The following is a 12,513-nucleotide window of genomic DNA, read 5'->3' as shown; positions in this document are numbered from 1 at the left end:
GCGGTCAGGCGGCCGGTGCGCTGGTCCTGGCCGTCTCCGAGCGGAATCCGTGGCCGAGTTCGGGCGTCAGGCCGTGGTAGTGGCGGAAGTTGTAGATGAGCGGGCTCCACAGGGCCGGGTCGATGTGGTGCGTGCCGGGTACGACGACGCGTTCGGCGGCGTGGACGCGCAGCACCTCGCATTCGACGCTGACGAAGAGGCCGGCGCCGCCCGGCGTCAGCCTGCGGGCCCGGGCCTCCAACTGCAGGGCGCACTCGGCGACGCGCGGCGGCTTCACCACCTCGGCGGCGGCCGGGGTGAGCCCGGCCGCGCCGAACTTGTCCGGCTCGTGGCGGTACACCGCCCGCTTGGCCTCCGGGACGGGACTCGCGCCGGTGAGCGGCGCCAGGCGTTCCACGTGTTCCCACAGCTCCGGCGAGGCGACGTTGATCACGAGTTCCGGGCGCTCCGCGAGGTTGCGCGCGGTCTGGCTCTCGATGCCCAGGCCCAGGACGAGGTGCTGCCCCAGGGCCCACGCGGAGGAGATCGGGGCGAGATTGCAGGTGCCGTCGGCGTTCTCGGTGGTCAGCAGGACCACGGGCGTTCCGAAGTAGAGGATGCTGGGCCGGACCACCAGGTGGGTGTCGTTCGTCATGTCCCAGGACGCTACGGGCGGGACGTTTCGCCGGCCGTCGAAGTGTCGCCCGGCGACAATGGGGCGGTGACCAGCCCTGACGTCCACGCCGAAGAACCGGATCTCGCCGCGCTGGGTGCGCTGCTCGCCGACCGTACGCGCGCCGGGATCTGTCTCGCCCTGCTCGACGGCCGTGCCTGGACGGCGTCGGAGGTGGCCGCCCTCGCCGGCGTCGCCCCGTCCACGGCCACGAGCCACCTCAACCGGCTGGTGGACGGTGGACTGCTGGCGCAGGAGCGCAGGGGACGGCACCGCTTTGTGCGCCTGGCGGACCCCGGCATCGCGGAGATGATCGAGGCACTGGCGGCCCGGGCGCCGCGCCGGCTCGTCCCGGTCCGTTCGCTCACCGCCGCCCGCCGTCACCGGGCCGTGGGCTTCGCCCGTGTCTGCTACGACCACCTCGGCGGCTCCCTGGCCGTGGCGATCACCGACGGCATGACCACGCGCGGGCTGTTGTCCTGGGAGTCCGGCCCGGCGCTCACCGCGTCCGGCGGTGCCTGGCTGACGGACCTCGGCATCGCGGGCGAGGGGGTCGCGGCAGCGGGCCGGCCGCATGTGCGGACCTGTATGGACTGGACGGAGGGGCGCCTGCACCTGGCAGGGGCGGTGGCCGCCGCCGTGTTCCACCGTGCGCTGGAGGCATCCTGGCTGGTGCACGGCGATGGTTCCCGGGTCGTCCGGTTGACGGACCGGGGGCGGGACGCCTTCAAGCATCACCTGGGTCTGGCGGACGAGGTGCTCACGGTCGGCTGAGCACCTCCTCCGCCCGGTGTGTCCGCCCGGCTCAGAACCGGTGCTGCTGCTGCGGCTGCCCGTACGCCTGGCCGCCGCCCTGGGCGCCCGCGTCCTGCGCCTGGAGCTGCTCGGCCTGCTCCTTGGTCACCTTCTGTTCCGCGCCGCAGAAGGTGCACTGGGTGCGGTACGACGTGGAGACCGGGAACAGCGGCACGAAGAACAGCGTGAACTTCGTGACGCGCTTCCTCAGGGTGTGCGCGGCGGGGTTGCCGCACTGGCCGCACACCAGCGTCAGTATCGCCAGCTGGTACAGGTAGCCCTTGGTGCCAAAGATGATCACGTGTCGGTCCTTCCCCGGGTCGCACCCCGACGACACACCGCCGGCGGGTTCCGAGCTGTTGTCGCCCCTACCAGTGTCCTGTATCCCGTTCCGCCGGTGCGAGCCGGTACCCGCGCCCCTCGTTCGTGTGGAGCGCCCGGCGGGGCGTGGTCCACTCGGGTGACAGCGGGCCGACCGCGTTCCGGCGCGCCGAAGCGGTGCCGCGGTGTCGTCCTGTCCTGGCAGGGCACGACCCCCGACGGGGACGTTCCCTACCTCCTGGCCTGTTCCCTCGGAGACGGCGCGAACGGTCGGGAGGCGACGTCGGCGGCCATCGAGCAATTGCTGCGCGGCGCCGGGCTCCCCCGTGCGAGGGCCTCGTCCACGCGGTCCAGCGGCCGAGCCTGCCGATCGGCCTGCTCGTCGTGCCCGGGTCGGCCGTCCTCACCGTGCGGCACCTCACGTCCCAGTCCGTTCCGCCGGAGACCTGGCTGAAGGCCGTGGGCGAACTCGGGTACGCCTGCCTCATCGTCGCCACCCGCCCGTGGCCCGAGGGTGCCGAACCCGACGACGTCGAGACGCTGGCCGCCTTCACCTCCGACGAGGACGTGCTCACGTCGGCGGCCCATGTCGTCCTGCCCGCCCGCAGCCTGCGCGGCTGAACTCCGCACGGCCCGGGCCACGAGGGCGTGGCCCGGGCCGTGTCGTGCCGGTGCTCAGCCGGACAGGGCCGCCAGCACCACGGACTTGGCCTCCTCCTGCACCCGGCGCAGGTGGTCGGGGCCGCGGAACGACTCGGCGTAGATCTTGTAGACGTCCTCGGTGCCGGAGGGGCGGGCCGCGAACCAGGCGCTGTCCGTGGTCACCTTGATGCCACCGATGGCTGCGCCGTTCCCGGGTGCCTCGGTGAGCACCGCGGTGACCGCGTCCCCGGCCAGGGTTTCCGCGCTGACCTGTGCCGGGGAGAGCCTGGCGAGCAGGGCCTTCTCCTCGCGGGACGCCGGGGCGTCGATCCGGGCGTAGGCCGGCTCGCCGAAGCGGGCGGTCAGCGTGGCGTAGTGCTCCGAGGGGGTCTTGCCGGTGACCGCCGTGATCTCGGAGGCGAGCAGCGCCAGGATGATGCCGTCCTTGTCGGTGGTCCACACGGAGCCGTCCCGGCGCAGGAAGGACGCCCCGGCCGATTCCTCGCCGCCGAAGCCGATGGTGCCGCCGACCAGCCCGTCGACGAACCACTTGAACCCGACGGGCACCTCCACCAGCTCGCGGCCCAGGTCGGCGGCGACCCGGTCGATCATGGCGGAGGAGACCAGGGTCTTGCCGACGCCGGTGCCGGCCGGCCAGCGGTCGCGGTGGGCGTACAGGTAGGAGATGGCGACGGCGAGGTAGTGGTTGGGGTTCATCAGCCCCGCGTCCGGGGTGACGATGCCGTGCCGGTCGGCGTCGGCGTCGTTGCCGGTGGCGATGCGGAAGCGGTCGCGCTGCTCGATGAGCGAGGCCATCGCGTACGGCGACGAGCAGTCCATGCGGATCTTGCCGTCCCAGTCCAGCGTCATGAACCGCCAGGTGGGGTCGGTGTGCGGGTTGACCACGGTGAGGTCGATGCCGTGCTGTTCGGCGATGCGGCCCCAGTAGGCGACGGACGCGCCGCCCAGCGGATCGGCCCCGATGCGCACCCCGGCCTCGCGGATCGCGTCCAGGTCGAGCACGGCGGGCAGGTCGGTGACGTAGGTGCCCAGGAAGTCGTAGCGGCTCGTGGTGCCGGCGGCCAGGGCCCGGGCGTACGGCACGCGGCGGACGTCCTTCAGGCCGCCCCGGATGATCTCGTTGGCCCGGTCCTGGATCCAGGAGGTCGCGTCGGAGGCGGCGGGGCCGCCGCTGGGCGGGTTGTACTTGAAGCCGCCGTCGGCGGGCGGGTTGTGGGAGGGGGTGACCACGACGCCGTCCGCGAGGCCGGTGGTGCGGCCGCGGTTGTGGGTGAGGATGGCGTGCGAGACGGCCGGGGTGGGCGTGTAGCCGTCCGCCTGGTCGATCAGCACCGTCACGTCGTTGGCAGCGAACACCTCCAGGGCGGTGACCCGCGCGGGCTCCGACAGGGCGTGCGTGTCGGCGCCCAGGAAGAGAGGGCCGTCGGTGCCCTGGTCGGCCCGGTACTCGCAGATGGCCTGGCTGGTCGCGGCGATGTGGTCGTCGTTGAACGCGCTCGCCAGTGACGATCCGCGGTGTCCGGAGGTCCCGAACGCCACGCGCTGCCCCGGGTCGTCCGGGTCCGGGTGGAGCGCGTAGTACGCGGTGACCAGCCGGGCGACGTCGACGAGATCTCCGGGACCGGCCGGACTGCCCGCTCGCTCGTGCTGCATGGGCCCGCTCCTCCGCATGGTTGATCCTTCGTGTGCGGTCTCATCCTTCCTCGTCACGGCCGTGCCGCGCGAGGGGGGCACCGCGGCGGCGGCCGGATGTGTGCGCCGGGCCACCGGGGCGGCGGCTCCGGAACGTGAGAGGGCGGCGCCGCGGACCACCGTGGACTCGGTGCCGCGCCGCGCCGCCTGCTCCCCTCGTGGCCGGCACGCCGGGCGTGCCGGCCGTGGTCAGATCCGCCCGCCGGTGATCCGGGTGAGCGGGCCGTGCGTGCCGCGTTCCGCGCGGCGCCCCACGGCGTACGAGGCGGCGCTCAGGGCCGTGAGACCGGCGCCGACGCCCGCGGCGACGAGCTTGCGCTGGGCGATGACCGTCCAGGCCGTCCTGGCCGTGGACGCGACCTGGCCCGACGCCGCGACGACGGCCTGGCGGCCCGCCTCGACGCCGCGGGCCGCGGTCTGCGCCGCGGCCTTCGCCGTCTCGGCCGAGCGTTCGGCGCCGGACGTGGCCGCTGACGCCGCGTCATCGGCCTTGCCGGCCGCCTGCTTCGCGGCCCGGGACGCCGGCGCGGTCGCCTTGTCCGCCGTACGGCGGGCCTTGGACTCCGTCGCCCGTATCGTGGTCGGCTTCTGATTCGCGCGCTTGTTCTCTTCAGTCATGGAACACCGCCTTGCCCCTGACTTCGGCGGCAAACACGTTCGGCCGCGCGCCGACCGGGCGGGCGGGTGCCTGAGCAGGTCGTAGCGGGGGTAGGCGAGCTACAGCAAGGACGACGTCAGGACACGAAGGAAGGTACGTCATGGCCGGAATGCTGGATCGCATCAAGCAGTTCGCACGGAGTCCGCAGGGGCGGCGTGCGGTCGAGCAGGCACGGCGGGCGGCGGCCGACCCCCGCAAGCGGGCCCAGGCGCAGCGTCTGCTCGGCAAGCTCAGGGGCCGCCGCTGACGGGACCGCACCGTCCGCCCCAGGACCGGCCCCGGTCCCCAACTCCTCGGTTCGGTGGGTGTGTTCATGCCCGGTATGGGCACTTGGGTCGCATCACACACCTCTGAGAGGAGCTGGTTCGATGGGCAGGGCAGGCAACGGCAGGAAGGTCTGTGCCTTAGGTGTCGCCGGTGTCCTGGCGGGAACGGTGCTGGTCGGCTGCGGCGACGAGGACGGCACGGGTGACGCGGCGCCGGGTTCCTCGGCGCGGGGCGGCACGCAGGAGGAGGGCACCCGGGCGGTGCGCTCGGCCTACGACAGGACGGCCGAGGAGGACACCGCCCGGGTGAAGCTGCGGGTGCAGACCTCGGCCCGGGGCACGTCGATGACCGCGAACGGGCAGGGCGCCGTGGACCTGGACGACGGCGACAGCGTCATGACGGTCACGGCACAGGGACAGCGGATCGAACAGCGCGTGGTCGACCAGGTCCTGTACCAGAAGGTGCCGAAGGGGCAGGCGCCGGGCGGCAAGCCGTGGATCAAGATCGACATGGGGAAGGTCGCCGCCCGGCAGGGCTCCGGCGACCGGCCCGTGAACGACCCCGCTCGCTCCGCGAAGTTCGCCCAGGCGATCACCGACAAGGACGTGACCGAGAAGGGCACGGAGACGATCGACGGGGTCGAGACCACGCACTACCGCGTCTCCGTCGACGTCGCCGACCTCCCCGACGGGGACGCCCTGCGCCGCCAGGTCGGTCCGACGCTGCCGATGGACGTGTGGCTCGACGAGCAGGGCCGGATGCGGCGGCAGCAGTTCGACATGACCCTCAGTGCCCCCGCCGCGGTGACGCAGCGGTCGTCCGCCGACGCCTCCTCCTCGCCGCAGAAGGTCACGGTGCGCACGCTCATGGAGTTCACCGACTTCGGCACCGAGGTGGAGGCGGACGCGCCGCCCGCCGGGCAGGTCACCGACATGACCGGCAAGGCCGTGGAGCAGGGCAAGCGGGGCGAGGGACGCAGCTGACGCGGGCCTCTCGCACATCTGGCGCGGGCCTGCCCGCACAACTGGCGCCGGCCGGCCCGCACAACTGGCGCGGGCCCTTCCCGCGCACCTGCCCGCGTTCTCCCCCGCACCTGCCGCGCCGCCCCCTCACCTCACGCGCGCGCCGATACGCGCCGCCGTCTCACCCCACGCGCCCGCCGCGCAACCGCCGCACTAGGTCGTCCGCGGCCTCCGGCCAGGCGGGACGGTCGAAGGTGAAGCCCGCTTCGAGGAGGCGGCCGGGGACGACACGGCGGCTCTTGAGCAGCAGTTCGGTGTCCGAGCGCAGGACGAAGGCACCCACCTCGGCCATCCAGCGGGTGGCGGGCAGCCCCACCGGAACGCCCCACGCGGCGCGCAGCGTGCGCATGAAGGCGCGCTGCGGGAGGGGCTCGGGAGCGGCGAGGTTGACCGGGCCGTCGATGTCGTCCCGGGCGACGAGGAACTCGATCGCCCGGACGAAGTCCTGGTCGTGGATCCAGGAGACGTACTGGGCGCCGCCCGCCACCGGGCCGCCGAGACCGAGCCGGGCCAGCCGCAGCAGGACGTCGAAGACGCCGCCCCGGTCCGGGCTCATCACCATGGCGGTGCGCAGCGCCACCTTCCGGGTGTGCGGGGTGTCGGCCGACTCCTGCGCGCGCTCCCATGCCTTGGCGATCTCGACGCTGTAGACCCAGTAGCCCGGGACGTCGGGCTCGGCTCCGCCGATCACGCCGGTGGCCTCGTCGTGGGGCGCGTCGAAGCGGTGGGCGTAGACGGTCGCGGTGCTCATCTGCAGCCAGACCCGGGGCGGCCGGGCGGCTGCGGCGATCGCCTCGCCCACGACCCGGGCGGAGTGGACCCGCGAGTCCATCATCTCCCGCAGATTGGCAGGGGTGTAACGGCAGTTCACGCTCCGGCCCGCCAGGTTGACGACGACGTCGCTGCCGTCGATCTCCTTCGTCCACGGGCCCGGGGTCGCACCGTCCCAGTGCACCTCGCCCCGGCCCGCCGGGCGCCGGCTGAGCACCACGACGTCATGCCCCACCGCGCTCAGCGCGCGCTGCAGCACGGTGCCGACCTGACCGGTCCCGCCGGGTATCACGATCTTCATGAAGGTCTCCCGCTCGACGTGTGAGAGCGACCCTAACCCACATTTGAACGCGTTCAAAACCTTCGCGTGGCGCGGGGCCCTTAGCCGGCGCAGACGTGTCGTCGGGCAAGATGGGGCCATGAGCGTAGTCAAGATCAATGTGCTGACCGTGCCCGCCGAGCAGCGCGAGACGCTGGAGAAGCGGTTCGCCTCCCGCGCGCACACCGTGGAGAGCTCCGACGGGTTCGAGTGGTTCGAGCTCCTGCGCCCGGTGGAGGGCACCGACACCTACCTCGTCTACACCCGGTGGCGGGACGAGGCGTCGTTCCAGGCCTGGATGGAAGGGCCGATGAAGGCAGCGCACCAGGGCGGCGGCGAGGGCGGCGAGCGGCCCAGGCCCGCGGCGAGCGACTCGACCCTCTGGTCCTTCGAGGTGGTGCAGCAGGCCGGGCCGAAGGGCGCGTAGCCCGCGGCCCGTCAAGGGCGAGGCCCCCTGGCCGGAGCGGCAGGGGGCCTCGTGTGTGCGGCGCTCAGGTACGCCAGGAGCGCGAGGGCGCGGCGGTACGGCTCACCGCGGCCGCCAGTTTGCGCAGCCGGCGCCAGTCCAGGCGCGGAGGCGCGTCGGGGACTCCGGGCCGGTCGCGGGGCACCCGGACGCGCAGGGCCCGGCGTGCGATGCGGCAGTGGACGGGAGCGGGCAGGGTGAGTGCCTCGCCGTCGAGGCCGACCTCCAGGTGCGGTGCGTCGGCGTGGACGACGACGTGCTGCGCGGTGAGCACCGTCAGCCCCTCCGGGCGCGGGGACAGCAGCAGTTCGGCCGCTTCCACCGCGCTGTCCACGCGGACGGCGAGCACGCCGAGCCTCCCGGAGTTGAGCCGCTCGCGCCGACCGAAGCCGAACGGGTCGTCCATGCGGTAGGGGTTGTTGCTCACCAGGACGGCCTGCGGGTCGGCGATGGTCGTGCCGTCGGCGCTCGCGGTCAGCCGCGGGCCGGTCTGCCGGGTGAGCAGCTCGGGCAGCCGCTCCAGTGCCGCGCCCACCTTGTCCTCGCGGTAGCCGGGGCTCTGCACGACGGCCCCGTAGACGCCGAAGGACGCGTTGTTCACGAACGGGCGGTCGTCGGCGAAGCCGAGGTCGACGCGGAGTTCGACGCCGTCGGTGAGGGCGTCCAGGCACCGGGACGGGTCGTCCCGGTCCAGTCCCAGGTCCATGGCGAAGTGGTTGCGCGTACCGGCCGCGATGACGAGGAACGGCAGCCCGTGTTCCGCCGCGACGGCGGCGACCAGGGCCTGCGTGCCGTCACCGCCCGCGACGCCCAGGAGGTCGGCTCCGTCGGCCACCGCGGCCCTGGCGAGGACGGTGACGTCCTGGTGCTGCTCCGGGTCGAGCAGGACGACCCGGGCGCCCAGCGCCTCGGCCTTCTCCTTCAGGCCGAACTTCCCGACCTTACCGCCGCCGGAGCGCGGGTTGAGCAGGAGGAAGGGGCGCTGCGGCGCCGGCGTGCGGTACTCCTTCACCCGGACCGGCCGCAGGCCGGTGCTGCGCAGGGCGTAGCGGCCGCTCCAGACCGCCGCGCACCACAGCAGCAGGGACAGGAAGACCACCCAGAGCACGTTCGCGGTCGCGAAGAGGGTGATGAGGCCGACGGGCGCGGCGACGGCCAGCGCGGCCGCCGCCATCCGTGCCGGTCCGCGGCGGGACAGGACCCACCAGAGCGCGGCCGCGGTGAGGGCCAGTCCCGCCAGGCCGGCCACGAGCAGCAGCAGCCCTGCCAGACCGCCGGCGACGAGGGGCAGCAACGCGGCCGAAGCGGCTGCGGCCAGGGCTCCCCTGGCGGCCCATCTCTGCCGGTGGTGATACCACTCGCTCATCGCCGATCCCATCTCGTCCCTCCGCTCGGAGGCCGGCGCGGGCGGACCCTGGAGACCGCGCCCGGCCGTGCCCATGGTGCCCGCCGACGGACCGGCTCGGCCACCGCCGTTCCAGATGGCTCCCCGGCCGGCGAGCACGTCAGATGTGACGATTCCCCGGCGTGGAGCCACCGGTAGCGTACGCGGCCCGCGAGCGCGGGTTCCGCGCGCCGGGGCACGCCGGCACCCACCCCCGGCCCTCCGGACCGGAGGGCCGGGCGGCAGGCGGGTAGGCTCCCTTGCCGATCATCGGCCGACACGAACAACAGGGGGGCTCCGTGCGGGCCATGACCATCACGACGACGACCGCGCTGTGCCTGCTGGCGGGCGCGGTCCTGACCGGGTGCGGTAGCGGCGGCACCGGCGAGGACAGGTCCGCCGGCGACATCCTCGACGAGGCCAACGCGACGATGCGGAAGCTGGACTCCGTCACCGTCGACATCACCAACCGCACCACCCGCGGATCCACGGTCACCAGCCATCTCGTCACCGACCTCGACAGCCGGTGCAGGTCCAGGACCACCTGGGCCGGAGGCAGCGCCCTGGAGCAGATCCGGCTGGGAACGACCGACTACGTCCGCCCGAACCGGGCCTATCTGCAGAAGTGGAAGAACAATCCGGGCCTCACCAGCGAGCAGAAGCTGTGGGTGAAGACACCGGTGGACCCGGCGAGCACCGGTGACGGACTGACCTCCTGCGAGAGGCCCTTCGACTCGTTCGGCACGGCGAGGAAGGGCGGATCCACCCGCGTCGGGGGCACGAAGGCCGTCGAGCTGATCGTGACCGACAAGGCGGACAAGGAAGGGACGTACACCTTCTACGTCGCTGACGAGGGCAAGCCGTATCTCCTCAGGACGGTCTACGAGAGCGGCGCCCAGCACACCACCACCTCGTTCAGCGGCTTCGACGAGCCCCTCGACATCCGGCCGCCGAAGCCGGCCGAGGTGCTGAGCGTGGGCGACTGACGGCCCTTGTGTCGACAGCGCTTTCCGTCACGCTCCGGCGACGGTCGGCCGAGTGGGGCGAATCGTCTCACCAGGGGTTGACGGGGCGGGACGGGCTCGGCCTACTGGAAGACGCAGCCGGCCGGGTCGGGGGTCAGGTCCGGTGCCGGCCCCGGGGCCCGGGTCCCTTCCGTACTCCCCCGCCGAGACGCAGATCAGGGGTCTGATGGTGCGGCCACGATGGGCAGCGGCGATGGGCCTGGTGGCCTGCCTGCTGGTGCTGCATCTCGTCGTCCCGGCGTTCACGCACGGCGGCCCCGCGGCGGAAGGCGCGGTCACGGCGGCCACGGAGACGGCCACGGCTTCGGGCGCCGAGGCGGAAGCGGCCGGGGAGCGCTGTCCGTGCGAGGAGGAGGCGTCCGCCAGGCAGCCGGCGGCGCGGACGCCCCGGACGGTCGGAGCGGCCGGGGCGAGTTCCGTGACGGCCGGGGCGCCCGCGGTGGACCGGGGTGGTACTGACCCCCGCGCGGGGGGAGCGGCCAGACGTCCGGGGGCGGTCGGGGCAGCCCGGAGCGCCGTCGAGTTGCAGACGTTCCGCTGCTGAGTGGCGGCGGTACCGATCAGGGCCTGCGCCGTGCGGCCCGAGTACTGCCTGGTGCCGGTACGCGGTGCGCAGGCCTTCGTGTGTCCCCATGCCGATGACACAGGAGGCAGACTTGCCCGGAAAGCGCGTTCTCGTTCTGAGGCCGGACGAACTGAGCCCGAACGACCAGAAGATGTGGCGGGAGATACGGACGGAGTCCGGGGCCCCGGCGAACCCCTTCCTCGACCCCGCGTTCACCACGGCGGTGGGGCGGGTCAGGCCGGGAGCCAGGGTCGCGGTGCTGCAGGACGACGGCTCACCGGTCGGGTTCTTCCCGTACGAGAGAGGGCCCCTGGGGCAGGGCCGGGCCATCGGGCTCGGGGTGTCGGACAGTCAGGGGGCCGTGTTACGCCCCGGGATCCGGCTCGACGCCCGCCGGCTGCTGCGGTCCTGCGCGTTGTCGTCCTGGGAGTTCGACAACCTGGAGGCCGGGCAGGGGCTGTTCGTGCCGCACGCGGCCGAGGAGCTCGCCTCGCCGGTCGTCGACCTCGCCGAGGGGTTCGAGCGGTACACGCGGCGGCTGCGGGCGAAGTCGCCGAGCTTCCTCAGACAGACCCTGGCCAAGGAGCGCAGGCTGGCCCGGCAGGTCGGCGAGGTGCGGTTCGTGTACGACGCCGACGACCCCGCCGCCCTGCGGGCGCTGATGGGCTGGAAGTCGGCGCAGTACCGGCGGACCGGACGGCGGGACCGGTTCGCGCAGGACTGGATCACCCGGCTGGTGGGCCTGCTCGGCCGGAGCGAGGAACCGGAGTGCCGCGGGGTGCTGTCCGTGCTGTACGCCGCGGACCGGCCCGTGGCGGCGCACTTCGGTCTGCGTTCGCGCACGGTGCTCTCCTGGTGGTTCCCGGCCTACGACCGCGCGTACGCCAAGTACTCCCCCGGGCTCGTGCTCCAGCTGAGGATGCTGGAGGCCGCGGCGGCCGACGGGGTCGAGACGGTCGACCTCGGGAGCGGCCCGGCCCGCTACAAGGAGTCGCTGAAGACCCGTGACCTGCGGGTGTACGAGGGGGCGGTGGTACGGCCGGTGCCGGGCGGGGCCGCCCACTGGCTGGGCCGGGAGCCCGCCCGGGCCGCCCGCCGCTTCGTCCGCAACCGGCCCCGTCTGGCCGGTGCGGCCGCCCGGGCGCTGGCGGAGGCGGGGCGGCTGCGCGGCCGCTGAGCGCGTTGCCCGCCCGGGGCGCCCGGCTCGGGGAAGAGCCGGGCGCGCGGGGGTCAGCTCGTGGCGGTCCAGCTGTGGGCGACGTCCACGATGACGCGGTCGTCGAGCTGCAGCACCCGGAAGGGCAGCCGGGCGCGGACGCCGAGGCCGATCTGGGTCTCCCCCTCGAAGCTGCCGGCGAAGCGCGTGTCACGGAAGGTGCGGTAACCGGTGAGGTCGACGCCCGGCAGCGGACGCGCCACCCGGCCGGGATACGTGGGGGCGCCGGTCTCCGGATCGTAGGCGGGCGCGGCCACCCGCACCTCGAGAACGGCGCCGCCGGCCACGGGTATGTGGCGGCCGGATCCGTCCTGGTGGAGGCGGTCGACGTACCGGACGCTGTAGCCGACGCCGCTGCCCGCGCCGGGCACGTCGACGACCATCCGGTCGAAGCAGGCGTGGCGGCCGGTCCTGACGTTCGTCAGCGGTGCGACCGTCGTGCCGGTGCCGGTCTTGGCGAGGCTTCCCCAGCCGGTCGGGCACGTCGTGGTCTGCGTGGTGGCCTGCCGGGCCGCGGCCGGTGCGGCGCCCGCCGGGATCGCCGCGACGCCGACCGTGGCGCCCACGAGCGCGAGCGTCGCGCATGCTGTTCTGATTCGTACCATTGCCGCCCCCGAGGCTTGCGTGGTTGTGATATCGGGTGAGACGGCCGTCTTGACCCAAAGGTTGCACCCGCGTGAACGAAAGGTCGCACCCA

The 12,513-nt window shown here is 73.6% G+C and carries 14 protein-coding genes and 1 pseudogene; 8 read left to right on the top strand and 7 right to left on the bottom strand.

The genetic code is table 11. The annotated features are described in order from the left end of the window. Nucleotides 1-4: 4 nt before the first annotated feature. Nucleotides 5-634 (bottom strand): flavin reductase family protein, encoded by a 630-nt coding sequence (locus ACSUPV_RS40410; protein ID WP_382617104.1) that lies wholly within the window; start codon nucleotides 632-634, stop codon nucleotides 5-7. Between the two features lie 66 nt (nucleotides 635-700). On the opposite strand from ACSUPV_RS40410, the gene ACSUPV_RS40405 reads away from it, so the two are divergent. Then, nucleotides 701-1,426, top strand: coding sequence for an ArsR/SmtB family transcription factor (locus tag ACSUPV_RS40405; protein WP_436949766.1), 726 nt, complete (start codon nucleotides 701-703; stop codon nucleotides 1,424-1,426). Between the two features lie 31 nt (nucleotides 1,427-1,457). On the opposite strand, the gene ACSUPV_RS40400 is transcribed toward ACSUPV_RS40405, so the two are convergent. Then, nucleotides 1,458-1,748, bottom strand: coding sequence for a zinc-ribbon domain-containing protein (locus ACSUPV_RS40400; protein WP_031116247.1), 291 nt, complete (start codon nucleotides 1,746-1,748; stop codon nucleotides 1,458-1,460). Between ACSUPV_RS40400 and ACSUPV_RS40395 the strand changes: the two are divergent. Further along, nucleotides 1,662-2,389, top strand: a pseudogene (locus ACSUPV_RS40395) (DUF5949 family protein). The gene ACSUPV_RS40400 and the pseudogene ACSUPV_RS40395 sit on opposite strands and share 87 nt — an antisense overlap. A gap of 54 nt (nucleotides 2,390-2,443) precedes the next feature. On the opposite strand, the gene pgm reads toward ACSUPV_RS40395, so the two are convergent. Beyond that, entirely contained in the window at nucleotides 2,444-4,084 is a 1,641-nt protein-coding gene (gene pgm / locus ACSUPV_RS40390) for a phosphoglucomutase (alpha-D-glucose-1,6-bisphosphate-dependent) (protein WP_359789494.1), read from the bottom strand. Between the two features lie 228 nt (nucleotides 4,085-4,312). Continuing rightward, a complete protein-coding gene (locus ACSUPV_RS40385; RefSeq protein WP_382617099.1) occupies nucleotides 4,313-4,741 on the bottom strand; it encodes a hypothetical protein in 429 nt (142 codons plus the stop codon). Nucleotides 4,742-4,881: 140 nt separating this feature from the next. Here ACSUPV_RS40385 and ACSUPV_RS40380 point away from each other — a divergent pair, with 140 nt between their 5' ends. Then, a complete protein-coding gene (locus ACSUPV_RS40380) occupies nucleotides 4,882-5,028 on the top strand; it encodes a hypothetical protein (RefSeq protein WP_198678043.1) in 147 nt (48 codons plus the stop codon). 121 nt (nucleotides 5,029-5,149) lie between these two features. Further along, nucleotides 5,150-6,031, top strand: a complete 882-nt coding sequence (locus tag ACSUPV_RS40375) for a hypothetical protein (protein ID WP_436949765.1) — start codon at nucleotides 5,150-5,152, stop codon at nucleotides 6,029-6,031. Nucleotides 6,032-6,191: 160 nt separating this feature from the next. Here ACSUPV_RS40375 and ACSUPV_RS40370 read toward each other — a convergent pair whose 3' ends face one another. Then, complete coding sequence (locus ACSUPV_RS40370; protein ID WP_436949764.1) at nucleotides 6,192-7,142, bottom strand: TIGR01777 family oxidoreductase; 951 nt, start codon at nucleotides 7,140-7,142, stop codon at nucleotides 6,192-6,194. Between the two features lie 118 nt (nucleotides 7,143-7,260). Here ACSUPV_RS40370 and ACSUPV_RS40365 point away from each other — a divergent pair, with 118 nt between their 5' ends. After that, entirely contained in the window at nucleotides 7,261-7,587 is a 327-nt protein-coding gene (locus tag ACSUPV_RS40365) for an antibiotic biosynthesis monooxygenase family protein (RefSeq protein ID WP_031116253.1), read from the top strand. 64 nt (nucleotides 7,588-7,651) lie between these two features. Here the strand turns inward: ACSUPV_RS40365 and ACSUPV_RS40360 are convergent, their stop codons facing one another. Next, a complete protein-coding gene (locus ACSUPV_RS40360) occupies nucleotides 7,652-9,004 on the bottom strand; it encodes a diacylglycerol/lipid kinase family protein (protein ID WP_382617094.1) in 1,353 nt (450 codons plus the stop codon). A gap of 314 nt (nucleotides 9,005-9,318) precedes the next feature. Here ACSUPV_RS40360 and ACSUPV_RS40355 point away from each other — a divergent pair, with 314 nt between their 5' ends. The 3 genes from ACSUPV_RS40355 (at nucleotide 9,319) to ACSUPV_RS40345 (ending at nucleotide 11,777) form a co-directional block, all read left to right on the top strand. Then, nucleotides 9,319-9,996, top strand: a complete 678-nt coding sequence (locus ACSUPV_RS40355; RefSeq protein ID WP_037768770.1) for a hypothetical protein — start codon at nucleotides 9,319-9,321, stop codon at nucleotides 9,994-9,996. 205 nt (nucleotides 9,997-10,201) lie between these two features. Beyond that, nucleotides 10,202-10,579, top strand: coding sequence for a hypothetical protein (locus ACSUPV_RS40350; protein WP_359793416.1), 378 nt, complete (start codon nucleotides 10,202-10,204; stop codon nucleotides 10,577-10,579). 94 nt (nucleotides 10,580-10,673) lie between these two features. Beyond that, complete coding sequence (locus ACSUPV_RS40345) at nucleotides 10,674-11,777, top strand: GNAT family N-acetyltransferase (RefSeq protein WP_382617157.1); 1,104 nt, start codon at nucleotides 10,674-10,676, stop codon at nucleotides 11,775-11,777. Between the two features lie 53 nt (nucleotides 11,778-11,830). Here ACSUPV_RS40345 and ACSUPV_RS40340 read toward each other — a convergent pair whose 3' ends face one another. Continuing rightward, complete coding sequence (locus ACSUPV_RS40340; protein WP_051649230.1) at nucleotides 11,831-12,421, bottom strand: AMIN-like domain-containing (lipo)protein; 591 nt, start codon at nucleotides 12,419-12,421, stop codon at nucleotides 11,831-11,833. Nucleotides 12,422-12,513 lie beyond the last annotated feature (92 nt).

Origin of the sequence: Streptomyces sp. SudanB52_2052, from assembly GCF_964272415.1 — a bacterium.
Taxonomy (GTDB): Bacteria; Actinomycetota; Actinomycetes; order Streptomycetales; family Streptomycetaceae; genus Streptomyces; species Streptomyces olindensis.
Note: the sequence above shows the minus strand (reverse complement) of the source record. Positions and strands in the feature narration are given on the sequence as shown.

Bases quoted from the DNA above. Each gene is read 5' to 3' on its own strand.
- pgm (WP_359789494.1), bottom strand. From the start codon at position 4,084: ATGCAGCACGAGCGAGCGGGCAGTCCGGCCGGTCCCGGAGATCTCGTC.
- ACSUPV_RS40385 (WP_382617099.1), bottom strand. From the start codon at position 4,741: ATGACTGAAGAGAACAAGCGCGCGAATCAGAAGCCGACCACGATACGG.
- ACSUPV_RS40360 (WP_382617094.1), bottom strand. From the start codon at position 9,004: ATGGGATCGGCGATGAGCGAGTGGTATCACCACCGGCAGAGATGGGCC.
- ACSUPV_RS40375 (WP_436949765.1), top strand. From the start codon at position 5,150: ATGGGCAGGGCAGGCAACGGCAGGAAGGTCTGTGCCTTAGGTGTCGCC.
- ACSUPV_RS40355 (WP_037768770.1), top strand. From the start codon at position 9,319: ATGACCATCACGACGACGACCGCGCTGTGCCTGCTGGCGGGCGCGGTC.
- ACSUPV_RS40350 (WP_359793416.1), top strand. From the start codon at position 10,202: ATGGTGCGGCCACGATGGGCAGCGGCGATGGGCCTGGTGGCCTGCCTG.
- ACSUPV_RS40345 (WP_382617157.1), top strand. From the start codon at position 10,674: ATGACACAGGAGGCAGACTTGCCCGGAAAGCGCGTTCTCGTTCTGAGG.
- ACSUPV_RS40370 (WP_436949764.1), bottom strand. From the start codon at position 7,142: ATGAAGATCGTGATACCCGGCGGGACCGGTCAGGTCGGCACCGTGCTG.
- ACSUPV_RS40340 (WP_051649230.1), bottom strand. From the start codon at position 12,421: ATGGTACGAATCAGAACAGCATGCGCGACGCTCGCGCTCGTGGGCGCC.
- ACSUPV_RS40410 (WP_382617104.1), bottom strand. From the start codon at position 634: ATGACGAACGACACCCACCTGGTGGTCCGGCCCAGCATCCTCTACTTC.
- ACSUPV_RS40380 (WP_198678043.1), top strand. From the start codon at position 4,882: ATGGCCGGAATGCTGGATCGCATCAAGCAGTTCGCACGGAGTCCGCAG.
- ACSUPV_RS40365 (WP_031116253.1), top strand. From the start codon at position 7,261: ATGAGCGTAGTCAAGATCAATGTGCTGACCGTGCCCGCCGAGCAGCGC.